General features: G+C 55.4%; 18 protein-coding genes. 13 read left to right on the forward strand and 5 right to left on the reverse strand.

The window, feature by feature from the left end; all coding sequences use genetic code 11:
* Nucleotides 1–2: 2 nt before the first annotated feature.
* From hybA to OGX84_RS21050, 9 genes are all read left to right on the forward strand, one after another.
* A complete protein-coding gene (gene hybA, locus OGX84_RS21010) occupies nucleotides 3–989 on the forward strand; it encodes a hydrogenase 2 operon protein HybA (RefSeq protein ID WP_024130950.1) in 987 nt (328 codons plus the stop codon).
* Nucleotides 979–2,157: a Ni/Fe-hydrogenase cytochrome b subunit gene (gene hybB, locus OGX84_RS21015; protein WP_012135128.1), complete on the forward strand. Its 1,179-nt coding sequence runs from the start codon at nucleotides 979–981 to the stop codon at nucleotides 2,155–2,157. The genes hybA and hybB overlap by 11 nt, the downstream gene beginning before the upstream one ends.
* A complete protein-coding gene (gene hybC, locus OGX84_RS21020) occupies nucleotides 2,154–3,857 on the forward strand; it encodes a hydrogenase 2 large subunit (protein WP_071257850.1) in 1,704 nt (567 codons plus the stop codon). The genes hybB and hybC overlap by 4 nt, the downstream gene beginning before the upstream one ends.
* Nucleotides 3,857–4,351: a HyaD/HybD family hydrogenase maturation endopeptidase gene (locus OGX84_RS21025; protein WP_058668111.1), complete on the forward strand. Its 495-nt coding sequence runs from the start codon at nucleotides 3,857–3,859 to the stop codon at nucleotides 4,349–4,351. Before hybC ends, OGX84_RS21025 begins: the two co-directional genes overlap by 1 nt.
* The gene (hybE, locus tag OGX84_RS21030; RefSeq protein ID WP_012135125.1) at nucleotides 4,344–4,835 is read left to right on the forward strand and encodes a hydrogenase-2 assembly chaperone; all 492 of its coding nucleotides are present in this window, start codon (nucleotides 4,344–4,346) and stop codon (nucleotides 4,833–4,835) included. Before OGX84_RS21025 ends, hybE begins: the two co-directional genes overlap by 8 nt.
* The gene (gene hypA, locus OGX84_RS21035) at nucleotides 4,828–5,169 is read left to right on the forward strand and encodes a hydrogenase maturation nickel metallochaperone HypA (protein ID WP_012135124.1); all 342 of its coding nucleotides are present in this window, start codon (nucleotides 4,828–4,830) and stop codon (nucleotides 5,167–5,169) included. Before hybE ends, hypA begins: the two co-directional genes overlap by 8 nt.
* 17 nt (nucleotides 5,170–5,186) lie before the next feature.
* Nucleotides 5,187–5,435 carry a hydrogenase maturation factor HybG gene (hybG, locus tag OGX84_RS21040; protein ID WP_012135123.1) on the forward strand — a complete coding sequence of 83 codons (249 nt, stop codon included), beginning with the start codon at nucleotides 5,187–5,189 and terminating at the stop codon, nucleotides 5,433–5,435.
* 79 nt (nucleotides 5,436–5,514) lie between these two features.
* Complete coding sequence (locus OGX84_RS21045) at nucleotides 5,515–6,567, forward strand: ABC transporter substrate-binding protein (protein WP_112001552.1); 1,053 nt, start codon at nucleotides 5,515–5,517, stop codon at nucleotides 6,565–6,567.
* A complete protein-coding gene (locus tag OGX84_RS21050) occupies nucleotides 6,567–7,250 on the forward strand; it encodes a molybdate ABC transporter substrate-binding protein (protein WP_112001553.1) in 684 nt (227 codons plus the stop codon). Before OGX84_RS21045 ends, OGX84_RS21050 begins: the two co-directional genes overlap by 1 nt.
* 97 nt (nucleotides 7,251–7,347) lie before the next feature.
* On the opposite strand, the gene yghU is transcribed toward OGX84_RS21050, so the two are convergent.
* On the reverse strand, nucleotides 7,348–8,217 hold the full coding sequence (gene yghU / locus OGX84_RS21055; protein WP_049011849.1) for a glutathione-dependent disulfide-bond oxidoreductase: 870 nt from the start codon (nucleotides 8,215–8,217) through the stop codon (nucleotides 7,348–7,350).
* 221 nt (nucleotides 8,218–8,438) lie between these two features.
* Between yghU and OGX84_RS21060 the strand changes: the two genes are divergently transcribed.
* The 3 genes from OGX84_RS21060 to OGX84_RS21070 all read left to right on the forward strand — a co-directional run bounded on the left by OGX84_RS21060 (nucleotide 8,439) and on the right by OGX84_RS21070 (nucleotide 13,986).
* A complete protein-coding gene (locus OGX84_RS21060) occupies nucleotides 8,439–10,727 on the forward strand; it encodes an FdhF/YdeP family oxidoreductase (protein WP_112001554.1) in 2,289 nt (762 codons plus the stop codon).
* A gap of 158 nt (nucleotides 10,728–10,885) precedes the next feature.
* Complete coding sequence (gss, locus tag OGX84_RS21065) at nucleotides 10,886–12,748, forward strand: bifunctional glutathionylspermidine amidase/synthase (protein WP_012135118.1); 1,863 nt, start codon at nucleotides 10,886–10,888, stop codon at nucleotides 12,746–12,748.
* Nucleotides 12,749–12,930: 182 nt separating this feature from the next.
* Nucleotides 12,931–13,986: an NAD(P)-dependent alcohol dehydrogenase gene (locus tag OGX84_RS21070; RefSeq protein WP_012135116.1), complete on the forward strand. Its 1,056-nt coding sequence runs from the start codon at nucleotides 12,931–12,933 to the stop codon at nucleotides 13,984–13,986.
* 51 nt (nucleotides 13,987–14,037) lie between these two features.
* Here OGX84_RS21070 and OGX84_RS21075 read toward each other — a convergent pair whose 3' ends face one another.
* Nucleotides 14,038–15,015: an AraC family transcriptional regulator gene (locus OGX84_RS21075; RefSeq protein WP_286458350.1), complete on the reverse strand. Its 978-nt coding sequence runs from the start codon at nucleotides 15,013–15,015 to the stop codon at nucleotides 14,038–14,040.
* 107 nt (nucleotides 15,016–15,122) lie between these two features.
* A complete protein-coding gene (locus OGX84_RS21080; RefSeq protein ID WP_012135114.1) occupies nucleotides 15,123–15,953 on the reverse strand; it encodes an alpha/beta fold hydrolase in 831 nt (276 codons plus the stop codon).
* A gap of 188 nt (nucleotides 15,954–16,141) precedes the next feature.
* Between OGX84_RS21080 and OGX84_RS21085 the strand changes: the two genes are divergently transcribed.
* Complete coding sequence (locus tag OGX84_RS21085) at nucleotides 16,142–16,567, forward strand: MerR family transcriptional regulator (RefSeq protein WP_112001555.1); 426 nt, start codon at nucleotides 16,142–16,144, stop codon at nucleotides 16,565–16,567.
* A 54-nt stretch (nucleotides 16,568–16,621) separates the two neighbouring features.
* On the opposite strand, the gene OGX84_RS21090 is transcribed toward OGX84_RS21085, so the two are convergent.
* Both OGX84_RS21090 and OGX84_RS21095 read right to left on the reverse strand, forming a co-directional pair.
* Nucleotides 16,622–17,662 carry a fimbrial protein gene (locus OGX84_RS21090; RefSeq protein WP_012135112.1) on the reverse strand — a complete coding sequence of 347 codons (1,041 nt, stop codon included), beginning with the start codon at nucleotides 17,660–17,662 and terminating at the stop codon, nucleotides 16,622–16,624.
* Nucleotides 17,653–20,154, reverse strand: a complete 2,502-nt coding sequence (locus tag OGX84_RS21095; protein WP_286458351.1) for a fimbria/pilus outer membrane usher protein — start codon at nucleotides 20,152–20,154, stop codon at nucleotides 17,653–17,655. Before OGX84_RS21095 ends, OGX84_RS21090 begins: the two co-directional genes overlap by 10 nt.
* Between the last annotated feature and the right edge of the window lie 8 nt (nucleotides 20,155–20,162).

Genomic DNA, 20,162 nt, shown 5'->3' on the forward strand with positions numbered 1-20,162 from the left:
CCGTGAACAGACGTAACTTTATTAAAGCAGCCTCTGGCGGGGCATTGCTGCTGGGCGCGTCGCCGTCCATCAGCCATGCGGCTGCGGAAAACCGTCCGCCTATCCCGGGTTCCCTGGGGATGCTGTATGACTCGACGCTGTGCGTGGGCTGTCAGGCGTGTGTGACCAAATGCCAGGATATCAACTTCCCGGCGCGTAACCCGGAAGGGGCGCAAACCTGGTCGAATAACGACAAGCTGTCGCCTTACACCAATAACATCATTCAGGTGTGGCATAGTGGAAGTGGCGTCAATAAAGATCAGACAGAGAACGGCTACGCGTACATTAAGAAACAGTGTATGCACTGCGTTGACCCTAACTGCGTCTCCGTTTGCCCGGTATCCGCGCTGAAGAAAGACCCGAAAACCGGCATCGTTCATTACAACAAAGACGTCTGTACCGGCTGTCGCTACTGCATGGTCGCCTGCCCGTACAACGTGCCGAAATACGACTACAACAACCCGTTTGGCGCGCTGCACAAGTGTGAACTGTGCAACCAGAAGGGCGTTGAACGCCTGGACAAAGGCGGTCTGCCGGGGTGCGTTGAGGTATGTCCGGCGGGCGCGGTGATTTTTGGTACGCGAGAAGAGCTAATGGCGGAGGCGCAAAAACGCCTGGCGCTGAAGCCTGGCAGCGAATACCACTATCCGCGCCAGACGTTGCAGACTGGCGATACGTATCTGCATACCGTACCGAAGTATTACCCGCATCTGTACGGTGAAAAAGAGGGCGGCGGCACGCAGGTGCTGGTGCTGACCGGCGTTCCTTACCAGAATCTGGATCTCCCTCAACTGGCCGATCTGTCAACTGGCGCGCGTTCTGAACACATTCAACACACCCTGTATAAAGGCATGATGCTGCCACTGGCTGTGCTGGCGGGCTTAACCGTGATGGTTCGTCGTAATACGAAAAACGAGCATCACGACGGAGGAGACGATCATGAGTCATGATCCTAAACCGCTGGGCGGGAAAATAATCAGTAAACCGATCATCATCTTCGGGCCGCTTGTCGTCCTGTGCATGCTTCTTATTGTGAAACGTCTGGTCTTCGGGCTGGGATCGGTCTCCGATCTGAACGGCGGCTTCCCCTGGGGCGTGTGGATCGCTTTTGACCTGCTGATCGGCACCGGCTTCGCGTGCGGCGGTTGGGCGCTGGCGTGGGCGGTGTATGTCTTCAACCGGGGGCAATACCATCCGCTGGTACGCCCGGCGCTGCTGGCAAGCCTGTTCGGTTACTCTTTGGGCGGGCTGTCGATCACCATTGACGTTGGTCGTTACTGGAACCTGCCGTATTTCTACATCCCAGGGCACTTCAATGTGAACTCGGTGCTGTTTGAAACGGCGGTCTGTATGACCATCTACATCGGCGTGATGGCGCTGGAGTTTGCCCCCGCGCTGTTTGAACGCCTGGGCTGGAAAGTCTCGCTTAAGCGTCTGAACAAAGTGATGTTCTTTGTTATTGCCCTCGGGGCGTTGCTGCCGACCATGCACCAGTCGTCAATGGGATCGTTGATGATTGCCGCCGGTATTAAAGTACATCCGCTGTGGCAGAGCTATGAAATGCTGCCGCTGTTCTCATTGTTCACCGCTTTCATCATGGGTTTCTCCATCGTTATTTTTGAAGGCTCTCTGGTGCAGAGCGGCTTAAAAGGCAACGGCCCGGATGAGAAAAGTTTGTTTATCAAGCTGACCGGTACTATCAGCGTTTTCATCGCGCTGTTCCTCGTGTGCCGTTTCGGTGAACTGATTTACCGCGACAAGCTCTCTTATGCGTTTGCCGGTGACTACTACTCCTTGCTGTTCTGGGTTGAAGTCCTGCTGATGGTCTTCCCGCTGGTGGTGCTCCGTCTGCCGAAACTGCGCGGCGACTCGCGGATGTTGTATCTGTCCGCCCTCAGTATGCTGCTGGGCTGCGCAACGTGGCGTATGTCCTACTCGCTGGTGGCGTTCAATCCCGGCGGCGGCTACCACTACTTCCCCACCTGGGAAGAACTGCTGATTTCTATTGGTTTTGTGGCTATTGAGATTTGTGCATACATCTTACTCATTCGTCTACTGCCGATACTTCCTCCATTAAAACAAAACGATCACAATCGTCATGAGGCGAGCAAAGCATGAGCCAGAGAATTACTATTGATCCGGTAACCCGTATTGAGGGGCATTTACGCATCGACTGCGAAATCGAAAACGGTGTGGTGTCAAAAGCATGGGCATCCGGCACCATGTGGCGCGGCATGGAAGAGATCGTGAAGAATCGCGATCCGCGCGATGCCTGGATGATTGTGCAGCGTATCTGTGGCGTATGCACCACGACCCACGCGATCTCTTCCGTTCGTGCGGCGGAGAGCGCGCTGAAGATTGACGTTCCGGTCAATGCGCAGTACATCCGTAACATCATTCTGGCGGCGCATACTACCCATGACCATATTGTGCACTTCTACCAGCTTTCTGCGCTGGACTGGGTGGATATCACCTCTGCGCTGAAGGCCGATCCGGCGAAAGCGTCGGCGCTGTTGAACGGTGTGTCGAGCTGGCACCTGAATAGCGCGGAAGAGTTCACGAAGGTGCAGAACAAGATCAAAGACCTCGTTGCCAGCGGCCAGTTAGGGATTTTCGCTAACGGCTACTGGGGACACCCGGCGATGAAACTGCCGCCGGAAGTGAACCTGATTGCGGTCGCGCACTATCTGCAAGCGCTGGAATGCCAGCGTGACGCCAACCGCGTGGTGGCGCTGCTGGGCGGTAAAACGCCGCACATCCAGAACCTGGCGGTGGGCGGGGTGGCGAACCCGATCAACCTCGACGGTCTCGGTGTGCTGAACCTTGAACGCCTGATGTACATCAAGTCCTTCATCGACAAGCTGAGCGACTTTGTTGAGCAGGTTTACAAGGTGGATACGGCGGTAATCGCGGCGTTCTATCCAGAATGGCTGGAGCGCGGAAAAGGCGCGGTTAACTATCTGAGCGCGCCGGAATTTCCGACCGACGGTAAAAACGGCAGCTTCCTGTTCCCTGGCGGCTATATCCAGAATGCGGATCTGTCGACGTATCGCCCGATCGCCTCGCATTCCGATGAATACCTGATTAAAGGGATTCAGGAGAGCGCGAAGCACGCCTGGTACAAAGACGAAGCGCCGCAGGAACCGTGGGAAGGGACTACCGTCCCGGAATACACCGGTTGGTCTGATGACGGTAAATACTCGTGGGTTAAGTCCCCGACCTTTTACGGCAAAACCGTTGAAGTGGGGCCGCTGGCCAATATGCTGGTTAAACTGGCGGCGGGACGCGAGTCCACGAAGACCAAACTGAATGAAATCATCGCGATCTACCAGAAACTGACCGGTAAAACGCTGGAAGTGGCGCAACTGCACTCCACGCTGGGGCGTATCATTGGCCGCACCGTTCACTGCTGCGAATTGCAGGGTATTCTGCAAAACCAGTACAGCGCGCTGATCGCCAATATCGGGAAAGGCGACCACACCACGTTCGTTAAACCGGATATCCCGGCGACAGGTGAGTTTAAAGGGGTGGGCTTCCTTGAGGCGCCGCGCGGTATGCTCTCTCACTGGATGGTCATTAAAGACGGCATTATCAGCAACTACCAGGCGGTGGTTCCGTCCACCTGGAACTCCGGTCCGCGTAACTTTAACGATGAAGTGGGGCCGTACGAGCAGTCGCTGGTGGGGACGCCGATCGCCGATCCAGAAAAACCGCTGGAAGTGGTGCGTACCATTCACTCCTTCGACCCTTGCATGGCGTGCGCGGTGCACGTAGTGGACGCTGACGGGAACGAAGTCGTCTCAGTTAAGGTTCTGTAATGCGGATTTTAGTGTTAGGGGTCGGCAATATTTTGCTGACCGATGAAGCCATCGGGGTGCGTATCGTTGAAGCATTAGAACAGCGGTACATCCTGCCGGATTTCGTGGAGATCCTTGATGGCGGCACGGCGGGAATGGAGCTTCTCGGCGATATGGCGGACAGAGATCACCTGATCATCGCGGACGCCATCGTGTCGAGAAAGAACACGCCGGGAACCCTTATGATCCTGCGTGATGATGAGGTGCCTGCGCTGTTCACCAACAAAATCTCACCGCATCAGCTTGGCCTGGCCGACGTTCTGTCGGCCCTGCGCTTCACTGGTGAGTTTCCGAAAAAGCTGACGCTGATCGGCGTGATCCCGGAATCGCTGGAGCCGCATATCGGCCTGACGCCAACGGTTGAAGCGATGATTGAACCTGCTCTGGCGCAGGTTCTTGCCGCGCTGCGCGAGTCAGGCGTTGAGGCTATTCCACGGGAGGCTGCGCATGTCTGAGGAAATTTCAGGGTTCCCGTCCTCTCCGAGAATGCAGGTTCAGGCGGCGTTTGAAGAGATTGCCCGACGCTCAATGCACGATCTCTCGTTTTTGCACCCGAATATGCCGGTGTATGTCTCTGACTTCACCCTGTTTGAAGGGCAGTGGACGGGCAGCGTGATCGCGCCGTGGATGCTGAGCGCGCTGATTTTCCCCGGCCCCGACCAGCTCTGGCCGGTACGCAAAGTCAGTGAAAAACTCGGATTACGTCTGCCGTATGGCGCGATGACCTTTACCGTTGGCGAACTGGACGGGGTTTCGCAATACCTCTCCTGCTCGCTGATGTCGCCGCTCAACCACGGTATGTCGGCGCAGGAGGGGATGCGTCTGGCGGACGACTGCGCGCGGATGCTGCTGTCGCTGCCGGTCAGCGATCCCGATGCGCCGCAGCTGGCAGGGCGTCGTGCGCTGCTGTTTGGACGCCGGAGCGGCGAGCATGCATGAGCTGTCCCTGTGCCAGAGCGCGGTTGAGATTATCCAGCAGCAGGCGGAACAGCATGGCGTGACGCGAGTCACCGGCGTATGGCTGGAAATTGGCGCGCTCTCGTGCGTTGAAGAGAGCGCCGTGCGCTTCAGCTTTGATATCGTTTGCCAGGGTACGCTCGCGCAGGGGTGTGCGTTGCACATCGACTATAAACCCGCTCAGGCGTGGTGCTGGGATTGCAGCCAGGCGGTTGAAATCACGCAGCATGACGCGCAGTGTCCACACTGTCAGGGCGATCGCCTGCGGGTGGATACCGGCGACTCGCTGAAAGTGAAAAGTATTGAAGTGGAATAACGTCCAGGTGGTTAACTATGTGTATTGGAGTCCCGGGGCAGGTTCTGTCCGTTGGTGAAGATATTCACCAGCTTGCGCAGGTTGAAGTGTGCGGCATCAAGCGTGATGTGAATATTGCCCTGATCTGCGAAGACAGCCCTGCAACGCTGGTGGGGCAGTGGGTGCTGGTGCATGTGGGATTTGCCATGAGCATCATTGATGAAGAGGAAGCCAAAGCCACATTAGACGCGCTACGCCGAATGGAGTATGACGTTACCAGCGCCTGATAATCCCTGAAGGCAATCTATCAAGCGGCCTTGCAATCGTTGTATACTAATATATATATCGATTGTGAGGACATCTCCCATGTTTAAATCCTTACGCCAGCTCTCCCTGCTGGCGTTGCTTTTTTCCCTGCCGTTTATGGCTCAGGCCGAGCGTACGTTTACCGATCAGATTGGTCGCCAGGTTACCGTCCCGGATACGGTGGATCGCGTGGTGGTACTCCAGCATCAGACGTTGAATTTGCTGGTGCAGATGAATGCTACCGACAAAATTGTTGGCGTGATGGCGAACTGGAAACAACAGCTTGGCGACGGTTATACCCGCCTGGCGCCGGAGCTGACAACGAAAGCCGCGTTGGGTGATTTAACCCACGTTGATGCGGAAAAACTGGTCGCGCTGCATCCGCAGGTGGTGTTTGTCACTAACTATGCGCCGCAGGAAATGATCGACAAAATCAGCAGCCTGGGCATTTCGGTGGTGGCGATTTCTCTGCGCCATGATGCGGCGGGCGAACAGGCTAAAATGAATCCGACGATGACGGATGAAGAGCAGGCTTACGATCAAGGGTTGCGTGAAGGTATCACGCTGATCGGCGATATCGTCAATAAACCTGACGAAGCAAAAGCGCTGATTGCCGCAACGGATAAGGGGCGCAAGATGGTGAGCGATCGCCTGAAAAACATCCCGGAAGATCAACGCGTTCGCGCCTATATGGCGAACCCGGAACTGACCACCTACGGCTCCGGTAAATATACTGGCCTGATGATGGCGCACGCGGGGGCGTTGAATGTGGCGGCATCGACCATTAAAGGCTTTAAGCAGGTCGCAATGGAGCAGGTTATCGCCTGGAATCCGCAGGTGATTTTTGTTCAGGATCGCTATCCGAAAGTGGTGGATGAGATCCTGCAAAGCCCGCAGTGGCAGGTGATTGATGCGGTGAAAAATCATCGCGTCTATCTGATGCCGGACTACGCGAAAGCCTGGGGCTATCCGATGCCGGAAGCGATGGGCATTGGCGAGCTGTGGATGGCGAAAAAACTCTATCCGCAGAAATTCCAGGATATTGATATGCGCAAGGTCGCCAATGACTGGTATCAGCGTTTTTATCGCACTGACTATCAGGGCGTTGACTGATGAAAATCCTTGCCGCAGGCAGCCTGCGTGCCGTCTGGCAACCGCTAATGGCCTGTTTTCAGGCAGAGACGATCCGCTGTGATTTCGGCCCGGCGGGATTGCTGCGTGAACGGATTGAAGCCGGTGAGCCGTGCGACTTTTTCGCCTCGGCTAATGTGGCGCATCCGCAGGCGCTGCTGGCGAGCGGGCGGGCGTTGTCGGTTTCGTCCTTTGCGCTGAATCGCCTCTGCCTGACCGTGCGTGCTGACGCTATGCGGGAGGGCGACGACTGGCGGTCGCTGCTGATGCGCGAGGATCTGCGAATTGGCACATCAACGCCGGGCTGCGATCCTTCCGGTGATTACACGCAACAGCTTTTTTCGCGAATGGGAGCCGTCGGCGAGGCGATCCGCTCGCGTGCTGTGGCGCTGGTCGGCGGCCGGGATCCTTTGCCGCTTCCCGCCGGAGCGCTGGCGGCGCAATGGTTAATCGACCACGATCACACGGATGTTTTTATTGGTTATGCCAGCTATGCCCCCAGACTGCGGCAAATCAGTACCCTGCGCGTGGTTGATATTCCTGAACCGTATAATCCGATCGCTGAGTACGCGTTTGCCTGTCTGACGGCGCGCGGAAAACCGCTTGCCGAATTTCTGCTTTCCACTCCGGCAGGACTGATTCTCGTGCAACATGGGTTTAATTAAACGCCGACTATCACAAACCCGTGGGCCTGATAAGCGAAGCGCCATCAGGCAATATAACGCCTGATGGCGACATTAAAATCTCATCCGGCATCACGGTTTAGCTCTGACGCTTATCTTCGGTTTGTGTGTCGAAGTCGCTGGCGTCGTGACGCTCATGAAGCTGCTCGTTGAGCGGCCCGTTGGTGCGGTTCACAATGCGCCCGCGTTTGACCGCCGGACGTTCCGCAATCTCTTTCGCCCAGCGCTGTACGTGCTTATAGCTTCCCGCATCCAGAAATTCTGCGGCGTCATACACGTTGCCGAGCACGACATTGCCAAACCACGGCCAGACAGCCATATCGGCAATGGTGTACTCATCGCCCGCCACATACGGATGACGCGCCAGCTGCTTATCCAGCACGTCCAGCAGACGCTTGGCTTCCATCGTAAAACGGTTGATCGCGTACTCTATTTTCACCGGCGCGTAGTTGTAGAAGTGACCAAAGCCGCCGCCGAGGAACGGCGCCGCCCCCTGGAGCCAGAATAACCAGTTCAGGGTTTCGGTACGTTTAGCGAGATCCTGCGGCAGGAAATAACCAAATTTTTCCGCCAGGTAGAGCAGGATTGCGCCGGACTCAAAGACACGCAGCGGCGGGTTCTGCGAGTGGTCGCGCAGCGCCGGGATTTTTGAGTTTGGGTTCACATCGACAAAACCGCTGGAGAACTGATCGCCGTCGCCAATGCGAATCAGCCAGGCGTCATACTCTGCGCCCGTCACGCCCTGCGCCAGCAACTCCTCCAGCATGATGGTCACTTTCTGGCCGTTTGGCGTTCCCAGGGAGTAGAGCTGTAGCGGATGCTTGCCGACGGGCAACGTCTTGTCGTGAGTCGGGCCAGAAACGGGACGGTTGATATTGGCGAATGCGCCGCCGCCTGCGGATTTATCCCACGTCCATACTTTTGCGGGTTGATAAGTATTCTCTGACATGTTGACCTGCCTTCTGGGTTGGTGTGTTGAAGCAGTGTAGCAGTCGGAGGCCATGCGGTTTAACAGATTGGGACATTAAGCGCCGGTTTTTTCGCTGGAAGGGGAACACAATATAACTCGTTAATTGTAGCCCGCCTGTACTCCATCAAGAGGAAATCAATATCAGACGGAAATTGTTACCGTACTCGCCATTAAAAATTGGCAGTGAATAAGCAGTAACAATGAAAAATGGTGTTCCAGGAGTAAGCGGTTATCAGGGCCCGGCGGGCGGCTGGGGAGCCGTGAAGGCAGTCTCTGCGTCGGTGTTTTCCCAAAAGGCCGTCACGCGCGATATTATCGCGATGTTCAAAATGAATCAGGTCAAAGGCTTTGACTGCCCTGGCTGCGCATGGCCTGACCCTGGCCATCGGGCGCCGATGGAACTTTGTGAGAATGGCGTCAAAGCGGTCTCCTGGGAAACCACCAGCAAGAAAGCCTCACCAGCGTTTTTCCGTCGTCATCCGGTGTCCACCTTATGGCAGTACAGTGATTACGAGCTGGAAAATATTGGCCGCCTGACGCACCCGATGAAATATGATGCCGTAACCGATACCTGGCAAGCCGTGGAATGGGACATCGCGTTTCAGGAAATCGGCGAACGCCTGCGCAGCTACGATTCCCCGGAACAGGTAGAGTTTTATACCTCCGGCAGAACCTCGAATGAAGCGGCGTTCCTGTATCAGCTGTTTGCCCGCGAATACGGCAGCAACAACTTCCCGGACTGTTCCAATATGTGCCACGGCCCGACCAGCGCAGGGCTGACGCGCGCTATTGGTCTGGGGAAAGGCACCGTTGAACTGGCGGATTTTGACCACTGCGATCTGGTGATTTGCATCGGGCATAATCCGGGAACCAACCATCCTCGTATGCTGACCACGCTGCGCGATGTGGCAAAGCGCGGCGCCAAAATTATCGCCATCAATCCGCTGGCGGAACGAGGACTTGAACGCTTTAGCTTCCCGCAAAGCCCTAAAGAGATGCTCACCGGCCAGGCGACCGAACTCAGCAGCAGCTACTACCAGGTGAAAATGGGCGGCGATGCGTCGCTGCTCAAAGGCATGATGAAGGCGCTGATTGAAATGGATGAGGCGCGGGTGCTGCTAAACCAGCAGCCTTGCCTCGATCATGAGTTTATTGCTACGCATACCGCCGGTTATCAGGCGCTGTATGATGACCTGCGCCAGTGCAACTGGGCGGAACTGGAAGCGGATTCAGGTCTGACGCGCAGCCAGATGGAAGATTTAGCGCACAGCTACAATAAATCGCGCGCCACCATCATTTGCTACGGCCTGGGGATCACCCAGCATAAAAATGGCACCGGGAATGTGCAGCAACTGGTTAACCTGCTGTTGCTGAAAGGCAATATCGGAAAGCCGGGCGCGGGTATCTGCCCGTTGCGTGGGCATTCCAATGTGCAGGGCGACCGTTCGGTAGGGATTAACGAAGCGGCGTCAGACGCCTTCCTGCAACGCCTTGAAGCGCGTTTTGCCATTACCGTTCCTCGTCAACATGGCCGCGCCAGCGTGGAGAGCATTCGGGCGATAGAGCGGGGCGAGGCTAAGGCGTTAATCTGCATGGGCGGCAATCTGGCCGTGGCGATGCCGCAGCCGCAGCGGACGTTTGCGGCAATGCAAAAGCTGGATATGCAGGTGCATGTGGCAACCAAACTGAACCGCTCGCACCTGCTGCTGGCGAAGCATAACTATCTGCTGCCCGCGTTGGGCAGAACGGAGCGCGACCTTCAGGCGACGGGGATTCAGTCCGTCACCGTCGAGGATTCGATGTCGATGGTGCACGCCTCCTGCGGCTCTCTGAAACCGGCTTCGCCGTGGCTGAAATCGGAACCTGCGATTGTGGCGGGAATGGCACGCGCCACGCTTACGCGCTCGCCGGTGAACTGGGAAGAGATGGTGGGAAACTATGCTCTGATCCGCGACGCCATTGAAGCCGTTATTCCGGCGTTTCATGACTACAATGCCCGCATTGCCGCGCCGGGCGGATTTCGCATGGACACGCCTGCCTCGCGCCGTGAGTGGCATACCGGGAATGGCAAAGCCAACTTTGTCGTTAGCCAGCAGCGCGCCGTTGAGCGTCAGCAGCAACCCGCTGATGCGCTGGTGCTGGCAACGCTGCGCAGCCACGATCAGTACAACACCACCATTTATGGTCTGAATGACCGTTATCGCGGCATTACCGGCCGCCGTGACGTCGTGTTTTTAAATGCGGCGGAAGCCAGGGCGCGCGGGCTGGCGCAGGGCGATGTGGTGACCATTCAGGCGCTGGACGATCATGGCCGCCCCTGTGAGGATCGCGCGATGTGCGGGCTGACGGTCGTGATCTACAACATGGCGGCAGGATCGATTGGCGCCTATCTACCGGAAGCGAATGTGCTGTTGTCTCTGGATGCGGTCGATAGCGAAAGCCTGACGCCAGCCTATAAGAGCGTGCCGGTGGTTATCAATAAAACATAACATCGTTCCCGCTATGAATTTTTTGTCTCTGTGCGCCGTCTGGCCGGGTAGAGGTGTATGATGAATCGACCTCTGTCCGGTTAGTGTTATTGAGCAGGCAAGCAGAGCGAAAAATTCACGCCATACTGCTCAGGCTGTATTGTTTTGAGGTAAGGTGCATGAGCAAAGGAACGACCCGTCAGGATGCCCCATTCGGGACATTATTGGGCTACGCCCCCGGTGGCGTAGCAATCTACTCTTCAGATTACAGCTCCCTCGACCCACGGGAATACAGCGATGATGCCGCGTTTCGCAGCTACATCGGCAACGAGTATATGGGCCATAAATGGCAGTGCGTTGAGTTCGCCCGCCGCTTTCTCTTTCTCAATTATGGGGTTGTGTTCACGGATGTCGGCATGGCGTGGGAGATCTTCTCGCTGCGTTTCCTGCGCGAAGTGGTGAACGACAACATCCTGCCGTTACAGGCGTTTCCCAATGGTTCGCCCCGTGCGCCGGTCGCTGGCGCGCTGCTTATCTGGCAAAACGGCGGCGAGTTTAAAGATACCGGCCATGTGGCGATCATTACCCAGTTGCTGGACAACAAGATCCGTATCGCCGAACAGAATGTGATCCACACGCCGCTGCCTCCAGGGCAACAGTGGACCCGCGAGCTGGATATGGTGGTGGAAAACGGCTGCTATACCCTGCGCGATACCTTTGACGACACCACGATCCTCGGCTGGATGATTCAGACCGAGGACACGCAGTACAGCCTGCCTCAACCAGACATCGCCAACGATTCACTGAAGATTCGCGGCGCGCGGCTGGAAGAGAAAGGGCAGTTTGACGGCAAATGGCTGGATGAGCGGGACCCGCTGCAAAAAGCCTATGTGCTGGCGAACGGGCATGTGATTAATCAGGACCCGCATCAGTATTTCACCATTACGGAAAGCGCCGAGCAGGAGCTGATTAAAGCCACCAACGAGCTGCATCTGATGTACCTGCATGCCACCGACAAGGTGCTGAAAGACGATAACCTGCTGGCGCTGTTCGACATTCCGAAAATCCTCTGGCCGCGTTTGCGCCTCTCCTGGCAGCGTCGTCGCCACCATATGATCACCGGTCGTATGGATTTCTGTATGGATGAACGCGGCCTGAAGGTGTACGAGTACAACGCCGATTCCGCATCATGCCATACCGAAGCGGGGCTGATCCTCGAACGCTGGGCCGAAAAGGGCTACACCGGGAAGGGGCATAATCCGGCGGAAGGGTTGATCAACGAACTGGCGGGTGCATGGAAACACAGCCTCGCGCGTCCTTTCGTCCACATCATGCAGGATAAGGACATTGAGGAGAACTATCACGCCCAGTTTATGCAGCAGGCGCTGCGCCAGGCCGGGTTTGAAAGCAAAATTCTCCGGGGACTGGATGCGCTGCGTTGGGACGATGCCGGTCAGCTGATTGACGGCGATGGCCGCCTGGTGAACTGCGTCTGGAAAACCTGGGCGTGGGAAACCGCAATTGAACAGGTGCGTGAAGTCAGCGAGACGGAATACGCCGCCGTGCCGATTCGTACCGGCCATCCTGAAAATGAAGTGCGGTTGATTGATGTGCTATTGCGACCGGAAGTGCTGGTGTTTGAACCGCTGTGGACGGTGATCCCCGGCAATAAGGCTATTTTGCCTATCCTGTGGTCGCTCTTCCCGCATCACCGCTATTTGCTGGATACCGATTTCACGGTTAATGACGAACTGGCGCGCACCGGTTATGCGGTGAAACCGATCGCCGGGCGCTGCGGCAGCAATATCGATCTGGTGAGCCATCAGGAAGAGTTACTCGATAAAACCAGTGGGAAATTTGCCGCGCAGAAAAACATTTATCAGCAGTTGTGGTGTCTGCCAAACGTGGCCGGGAAGTATATTCAGGTCTGCACTTTCACCGTTGGCGGCAACTATGGCGGTACGTGTCTGCGTGGCGATGATTCGCTGGTTATCAAAAAAGAAAGCGATATCGAGCCGTTAATTGTGGAAAAAGGGGAATAGCCTCTTCTGAAAAAGAGCCTTGGGCGTGATGCGCCAGCGTCCGCCCTGGCCATTCAATGCCCGGAGATTCGTGACAGACGTTCTGTCGGGAGTATCAGGCAATCATCCGGCAGGATTAGGCTCACTCTGCCATTCATCAAGCCGCTACAGTTTCAGGTGGAAAACAAACAACTGGAGCTGCTATGAAAACCATCGGTTATGCTGCATTAAACGCGACTACGCCACTGGCCCCTTTTACGTTTGAACGACGCGCATTGCGTGCCAATGATGTGGCGATCGAGATCCTGTGGTCAGGCGTCTGTCACAGCGATCTGCATCAAACCCGTGACGACTGGAAAGAGTGGGGCGCGACGATTTACCCCTGTATTCCCGGACACGAAATTATTGGCCGGGTGATTGATGTCGGCAGTAAAGTGACGCGTTATCAGGTCGGGCAACAGGTGGCGGTCGGAACCCTTGTCGATAGCTGTCAGGAGTGCGATCAGTGCCGCAGGCACGAAGAGCAAATGTGCCGTGAGTTTCCGACGGTGACCTATAACGGGCGTGACCGCATCTCAGGAGACGTCACTTACGGCGGTTACTCGAAACATATCGTGGTTCGCGAGGAGTTTGTCCTGAATCTGCCGGAAGGCCTTGATCCGGCCAGAGCGGCGCCGTTGCTCTGCGCGGGCATCACCGTTTACTCGCCGCTGCGGACCTGGAACGTTGGCCCCGGCTCGCGCGTAGGGGTGATTGGCATCGGTGGCCTGGGGCACCTTGCGGTTCGTCTGGCGGCCGCTTTGGGCGCAGAGGTGACGGTTATCACCCGCAGTGAGTCAAAAGCGAAAGAGGCGCATGAGCTGGGCGCCGAACACGTTCTGCTCTCGACTTCCGCAGAGGCGATGAATAACGCGGCGTCCTCTTTTGATGTGATTATTGACACCATCCCGACGCGCCATGATGTTTCACCCTACGTTCAGCTACTTGATGTGGAAGGGGCGCTGGTTATTGTCGGTAATCTGGGGAATATGGAAGGGTTCAGTACCTTGCCGCTGATTCTGGGGCGTCGTCGCATCACGGGTTCACCGTCTGGCGGGATTGCACAAACGCAGGAGATGCTGGATTTCTGCGCCCGCAAAGGTGTGTACCCGGAGTGTGAGATCATCGATATCCAGCAGATTAACCAGGCTTTTGAGCGTATGGAGCGGGGTGATGTGAAATACCGCTTTGTGATTGATATGGCTTCACTGTCGAACTGACGGTAAGCAACGCATATCGGATCGGCTGTTTTGCGGTCCGATATGCGTGTATCAGCGCGGTATCCCGGTCAGCGTTCCCGCTTCCCGGACGCGTTCTGCGCCTTTCAGCGACTGCACTTTATCGCCGATTGGCGTGATGCCGAACAGGCGTTTGTACTCCCTGTGAAACTGACTGACGCTTTCATAACCCACTCTGATGGCCGCTGTCGAGGCATCCACATTATCTGACAACAACAGGCGTCTGGCTTCATGGAGCCGTAATTGCTTCTGATACTGCAACGGGCTCATGTTGGTCATGCGACGAAAGTGGTGATGCAGCGTCGAAACGCCCATTCCTGCAATCCCGGCCAGATCCTCCATTTTTAACGGTTGGGAATAGTGCGTGCGTAACCAGTTGATTGCGGAAGATATCCTCTGGCTGCTCGATCCCGTCAGTACGGTTTCCCGCAGCGTCATACCTGCCGGGCTGGTTAAAATGCGATACAGAATTTCCCGATGAATCAGGTTGCCGATATACCCTTTATCCTGCGGGTGTTCTGCGAGCGTGATGTAGCGCAGTATGGCGTCAAACAAAAAGCGGTCGGCATGGCTGAGCGAAAGTCCTTCGCCTGCGAATCCCACGTCATTGCCGTGCTGTTCCATATCAACCAATACTTCGCGCACAACAGATAAATCCAGTTCCAGCAACAGCGATATAAAAGGACGCTCGGTGCTGGCCTGCATCACTTCGGCGACGGTTGGCAGATTGACCGCCGTCAGAAGAAAACGGGATTCGTTGTACACATAGGCCGTATCGCCTAACGTGACGCGCTTTTCTCCCTGGAGGATCAGCGACACGCTGGGCTGGTAAATATAAGAAAGCGGCGGCATTGGGCCGTGGAGTTCAGCTACGCTCAGACCGGGGAACGGGCAGACGACCCGCTCCTGATGTTCGGTATATGTTCTGACTTTTGCGGTAATTTCGTGACGCAACGATGCGGTGTCCTGCCGCAGGCGATCATCCTGTGAGTTCGGGCGGTGATCCAGCATGGTCAGACTCCTCAACATAGGTTCGTATGTTTTAAACTGGAATGCAGCCGCCCGCGACTCCTTTTTTTGCTAATTGACTTGCCAGCTCATCCGTCGTGGTTGGTACATCAGCTATTCACAAAGGCCAGCAGGTCGGCGTTGACCCGATCTGCATGCGTGGTGGGGATGCCGTGCGGGGCTCCCTTGTACGTATTCAGCGTACCGTTTTTGAGCAGCCCGGCTGAAAGTACGCCGGAATCATGGTAGGGAACGACCTGATCGTCATCGCCGTGGATAACCAGAACCGGGATAGTGATGCGCTTGAGATCTTCCGTGAAATCCGTCTGCGAGAACGCGACGATACCGTCGTAGTGCGCTTTGGCTCCCCCCATCATTCCCTGACGCCACCAGTTCCAGATGACCGCCTCAGACGGACTGGAACCCGGACGGTTGTAGCCATAGAAAGGACCCGCAGGGATATCGTAATAGAACTGCGCTCGACTGGCGGCCAGCTGTGCCTGGAAGTCGTCAAACACCGACCGGGGCGTACCCTGCGGATTGCTGTCGGTTTTTACCATCAATGGCGGAACTGCGCTGATCAGCACGGCCCTGGAGACGTTATCTTCGCCGTGACGCACGATATAGCGCACGACCTCGCCACCGCCGGTTGAATGCCCGACGTGCATTGCGCCCTGGACGCCTAAATGCTTAACGACTGCGGCAACGTCATCGGCATAATGATCCATGTCATGACCGTCCCACACCTGGCTGGAACGTCCATGACCACGCCTGTCGTGCGCGACGACCCTGAACCCCTTGTCCACGAAAAACAGCATCTGAGCATCCCAGTCGTCGCTGGAGAGCGGCCAGCCGTGGTGGAAGAAGATCACTTTTCCCTCTTTCGGTCCCCAGTCCTTATAGAAAATATCAACGCCATCGCTGGTTGTTACGTAACCCATATCGTTTCTCCGGTTCAGTAAGTTGTTAAAGGGAGAGACTTGTCTTGCGCGTAGCGCCAGGACGTTGGCTCCCGGAAAAAGGAGAAACGTCAGGGCCTGCGCGCGCGTCCGGCAACGATCTTCTGTTGACCGTTTAGAGAGTATAAGTTTAAAGTTAACTTTAAGGTCAAGAGAGGTCTGTAAACGGTATGAAGATTGGTGAACTGGCAAAAGTAACGGGGCTTACGCCCTCCCGTATTCGGTTTTACGAAGCAGAAAGGCTGATCAGTCCTCCTCAGCGTCAGAGCAACGGGTATCGTAATTATTCGGCGGAGGTGGCGAATCTGCTGAAGATTATTGATAACGCTCAGCGTGCCGGTTTTTCACTTGAGCAGATCCGCTGCTTTTTACCGCAGGAGCAGAAAAAGTGGGATCATGAGGGGCTGATACAATCCCTGGAGAAGCGTATCGCGGAGATCGAACTCATGCAGAAGCAACTTGAAGAGAGCAAGAGCGAGTTGCTGAGTCTGATCGCCAGTATTGCAAACCGGCCTGACGGGATTTCCTGTGAGGACAACATGCAGCGGCTGATAGGGCAATTGCGTAATCCGGCGACCGCCACGGAAAACCGGTAAAATAAATGACGAGGGGACGTGGTTCAGCTTCGGTCTTGCCGCCCCCTCACTGTCTTATTGGTATGTCATGGTAAATGACAAAACGCCATTTGCTGCACCGGTCGTGATGGTGTCTCCGGTCTGGTAATAACGCGCTTTCAGCGGCACCGTGAATCCGCCGCCGGAGGATGAAGTGCCAACGGCGACATCAGAACCCAGCGCCATCGGCTGATTGTTATAAAGTAATTGGATTCCCACGCCCGTGGCGGCATTATTTCCGCCAATGGTTTTCAGCACGCCTTTGCTCGCATCAAAAATATCGCCTTCCATCTTAACGCTGACCTTTGTTCCGGCATTACAAACCATCGGCAGATCGAAAGACTGCGTGTGCGCGTCTCCCGGCGTGGTGCCTTTGCCATTAAAGGCTTGTTTATCCACGTCCTGCATATTCACGGGGATAAACGTCGTTTGTAGATTACAGGCTGGCGTGGTAACCGTGAACGCGTTGATATTGACGGAAGATTCGGGTGAATGCCACAGCAGCGCGTTATTTAACATAACCAGCGATCCCACGGTTCTTGCCGTTATGGTTCCAGACCCGGTTTCGGCTGCCGTCTTATAAAACGTCACGATAACCACGCCATCCAAATTGCTGTTTACCATCCCCGCCATATTTTCACAGAGCTTAGCGGTATTTATGTCTCCCCGTATGGTATTGCTTCCCGTAACGGTCACGATGCCTGCGGCACATTTTGTCGTTGCGGCGGACAGGGAATACCCCACGCCGCTAATGTTCGTTTTATATATCTGACGCCCGTTGAGTGACGAATCGAATGTGCCAATGGCTCTGATACCAAAAATCTGCCTGGATATAACGCCCTCAGCGGAGTCCCAACAGTTAAAGGCATTAATTGTCGGTGTAATAACCTGTGTTCCTATTATCGAGCCTACAGGGAGATCCCGCGAGATAGTTATATTCTGCGGCGAGATCGTTGTTGTTGACGTAACCGTAGTGCAGTTCCACGCCAGGGCGGTGTGTGAAAATAATCCTAGCGAGGTAAAAATTAAGCTGATTAAAATTCGATACATTTTTCTTTCTCTCCAGATCAGTGGCATTGCGCGATGACTGTTTGCGGTTTGTCAGCGATCTGCGTTATCTGATACGTTGCCTGACAACTTCCCTCGGCCCAGTTAACGATCACGGTTCCGTTTTCCGGTACGCCGTTGAGCCAGACGCGTTTGCGATCGTCAACCATTCCTTCTGGAATGTTGTCGTGATTTTTAATACGGGTCGTCGCGCCAAACGGAATCTCTTTCCCGGTGAACTGAAGCATGACCTTATAACCGGTGACGGTAGGATAATCAGCCAGCGCCAGCGCGCCTTTGGTCGGTACAACGGTGTAGGTGTCATTCAGCACATCGGTATGCGGGTTCAGCGATGCGGTATCCAATGACAGACTGTTCTGCCGATACGGCGTGACATACGGCACCACGGCAAAACCTCTGCTGTCGGTGTAAATCCCGCTGTTATTCGCCACTTTTACATCCGCCGCGTTGTCCGCTTTCACCAGTGCCATAGTTTCGCCAAGAGGCTGCGTGGCCGAGACGCCGTAAGGGTGAACCACAATGCCGCCCATCGCCCCAACCGACATCTGGCGGTTATCGCGAGAGTAGTTGTAACCAAGCTGATACTCGCCATGACGTCCCTTGTAATTGACGGAAGCGCTTCCCATCGCATCCGAGCCTTTGCTGTTGTAGCCCTGCTGCACGTTCCAGCTCAGGTTTTTATCTTCCAGCGCTGAACCGGATAACCCCACCTGCGAAGTCGTGTCGCCTTTTTTGTTGCTGTTCCCGGATACCGTCATCCAACTGTCTGGCAGGAAACGTGAGAGCGGAATCTGCATCGTCAGAGAGACGATATGATCGTTTTCATTGTGCCAGGGGCCGCGTGAATAGCTGTAGTTCAGGCCGTAGTTGATATTGTTTATGCTGGTGTTGTAACCCACGTTAACGCTGCGCTCGGTGTCGCCGCCCCAGTAATCCTGTTGCCAGGCGGAGAGGTTTATATTTCCCCAGTCGCCAAGTCGCTGGTTCAGCGTCACCTGTGCCTTGCTGCGTTTGTTCCGTTCATAGCGCCAGCTGTTGCCTTCACGTATTGTGTCGCTCCCCATTCGAAAGGTATTCACGTCCCCGTTCGCTTCCTGGAAATCACGAAAACCTGATGAGGAATAGCGATAGCCCATCAAACTGAATGAGGTGCCTGTCGAAGCAAAGTCTTTGGCGTATTGCGCGCGTAACGACACGCCTTCTTCTGTCTTGCCGGGCAGTTGCGTACGGGCGAAAGTGGCGTCAAAAGAGAGCGAGCCGAATTCACCGAACCCTTTTCCGATCCCCAGTGCTCCGGCCCAGTAATCTGCGGATGCCAGCGTGCCGCCATATATCGTGCTATCCCAGGGTAAACCGTAGCTCAGCGTGCCCTGTAGAAATTCCGGCTCTTTATCTTTGCTGTTTGCCGCGCGATATTTCCCTGCTGCCAGCGCATATTTGAACTGACCTTCGCGTTGCATCACCGGCACCGCGGAAAATGGCTGAATAAACTGATGCACCGATCCATCCGCCTCACGTACCGCCACTTCCAGATCGCCGCTGGCGGTGGTCGGGTACAGATCGTCAATCGCGAACGGGCCTGGCGGCACATAAGATTGCCAGATAACGTTGCCACCCTGACGAATGGTGACCTGCGCGTTGGTTTGTGCAATACCGCGTACCACGGGAGCAAAACCACGGACGCTTTCCGGCATCATGCTGTCATCTGAATAAAGCTGCGCGCCGCGAAAATTCACGCTGTCGAACACACCGGCCTGCGTATAACCATCGCCTATGCTGAACTGACTTTTCAGAGCCTTAATGTCACGCTCCAGCGATGTGCCAAGGGTGTTCCAGTGACCAGCGCCATCGTTGTTGTTATAAGTGGCGTAATGACGCAATCGCCAGGGCCCAACGTTAATACCGCTACGCAGGTTCAAATAGCTGTCGTTACTCGACTTGCCGCTGCCATGCGTGTTAGCGCCTGAGAAGTTGTAGTTCAGGAACAGCATATTCAGTCCATCATCCCACCGCTCAGGCGATACCGACCCCCGGGGATCGCGCTGTAGATACGCCTGCGGTACGGAGAGATCCAGGCGCATCCCGTCAAACTGGAAAATAAGCTGGCTGCCGGGAAGCAGTTTGCTGAGGTGTTCAACGTTCGCGGTATCTGCCATGTGCATCCATTCAGGTTGTGCATTGCGCTTAACGCCCCATTGCACCAGATCTGCACGAGTCAACACCGGTATTAACCCACTCTTACTGTCAATAAATGAAATATCCTGTGATGCCAGATAATTTCCATTTACATAGACATCAACGTGATAGACGCCAGGCACCTGCCCGTCAGCTTCATTAAAACGAGAAATATCAATATCACGCGGGATATTTCCACGGGTTTCAATAAAATCTGGAGAGAAATAATCGCCAGCCAGTACAGCAGGAGTATGCGTACACAGATAAATAAGTGTGGATAACCGAGTTAATTTAGCAAAACCCGAAACTGCATTGACATGAAACATGGCTTTGT

The organism is Citrobacter sp. CK202 (assembly GCF_030333225.1).
In the GTDB taxonomy this organism is placed as follows: domain Bacteria; phylum Pseudomonadota; class Gammaproteobacteria; order Enterobacterales; family Enterobacteriaceae; genus Citrobacter_B; species Citrobacter_B koseri.

Coding starts and splice junctions, on each gene's coding strand:
- hybB (WP_012135128.1), top strand. CDS start 979: ATGAGTCATGATCCTAAACCGCTGGGCGGGAAAATAATCAGTAAACCG.
- hypA (WP_012135124.1), top strand. CDS start 4,828: ATGCATGAGCTGTCCCTGTGCCAGAGCGCGGTTGAGATTATCCAGCAG.
- hybG (WP_012135123.1), top strand. CDS start 5,187: ATGTGTATTGGAGTCCCGGGGCAGGTTCTGTCCGTTGGTGAAGATATT.
- OGX84_RS21070 (WP_012135116.1), top strand. CDS start 12,931: ATGAAAACCATCGGTTATGCTGCATTAAACGCGACTACGCCACTGGCC.
- gss (WP_012135118.1), top strand. CDS start 10,886: ATGAGCAAAGGAACGACCCGTCAGGATGCCCCATTCGGGACATTATTG.
- OGX84_RS21080 (WP_012135114.1), bottom strand. CDS start 15,953: ATGGGTTACGTAACAACCAGCGATGGCGTTGATATTTTCTATAAGGAC.
- OGX84_RS21060 (WP_112001554.1), top strand. CDS start 8,439: ATGAAAAATGGTGTTCCAGGAGTAAGCGGTTATCAGGGCCCGGCGGGC.
- OGX84_RS21085 (WP_112001555.1), top strand. CDS start 16,142: ATGAAGATTGGTGAACTGGCAAAAGTAACGGGGCTTACGCCCTCCCGT.
- OGX84_RS21025 (WP_058668111.1), top strand. CDS start 3,857: ATGCGGATTTTAGTGTTAGGGGTCGGCAATATTTTGCTGACCGATGAA.
- hybE (WP_012135125.1), top strand. CDS start 4,344: ATGTCTGAGGAAATTTCAGGGTTCCCGTCCTCTCCGAGAATGCAGGTT.
- OGX84_RS21090 (WP_012135112.1), bottom strand. CDS start 17,662: ATGCCACTGATCTGGAGAGAAAGAAAAATGTATCGAATTTTAATCAGC.
- OGX84_RS21075 (WP_286458350.1), bottom strand. CDS start 15,015: ATGCTGGATCACCGCCCGAACTCACAGGATGATCGCCTGCGGCAGGAC.
- OGX84_RS21050 (WP_112001553.1), top strand. CDS start 6,567: ATGAAAATCCTTGCCGCAGGCAGCCTGCGTGCCGTCTGGCAACCGCTA.
- yghU (WP_049011849.1), bottom strand. CDS start 8,217: ATGTCAGAGAATACTTATCAACCCGCAAAAGTATGGACGTGGGATAAA.
- OGX84_RS21045 (WP_112001552.1), top strand. CDS start 5,515: ATGTTTAAATCCTTACGCCAGCTCTCCCTGCTGGCGTTGCTTTTTTCC.
- hybC (WP_071257850.1), top strand. CDS start 2,154: ATGAGCCAGAGAATTACTATTGATCCGGTAACCCGTATTGAGGGGCAT.
- OGX84_RS21095 (WP_286458351.1), bottom strand. CDS start 20,154: ATGTTTCATGTCAATGCAGTTTCGGGTTTTGCTAAATTAACTCGGTTA.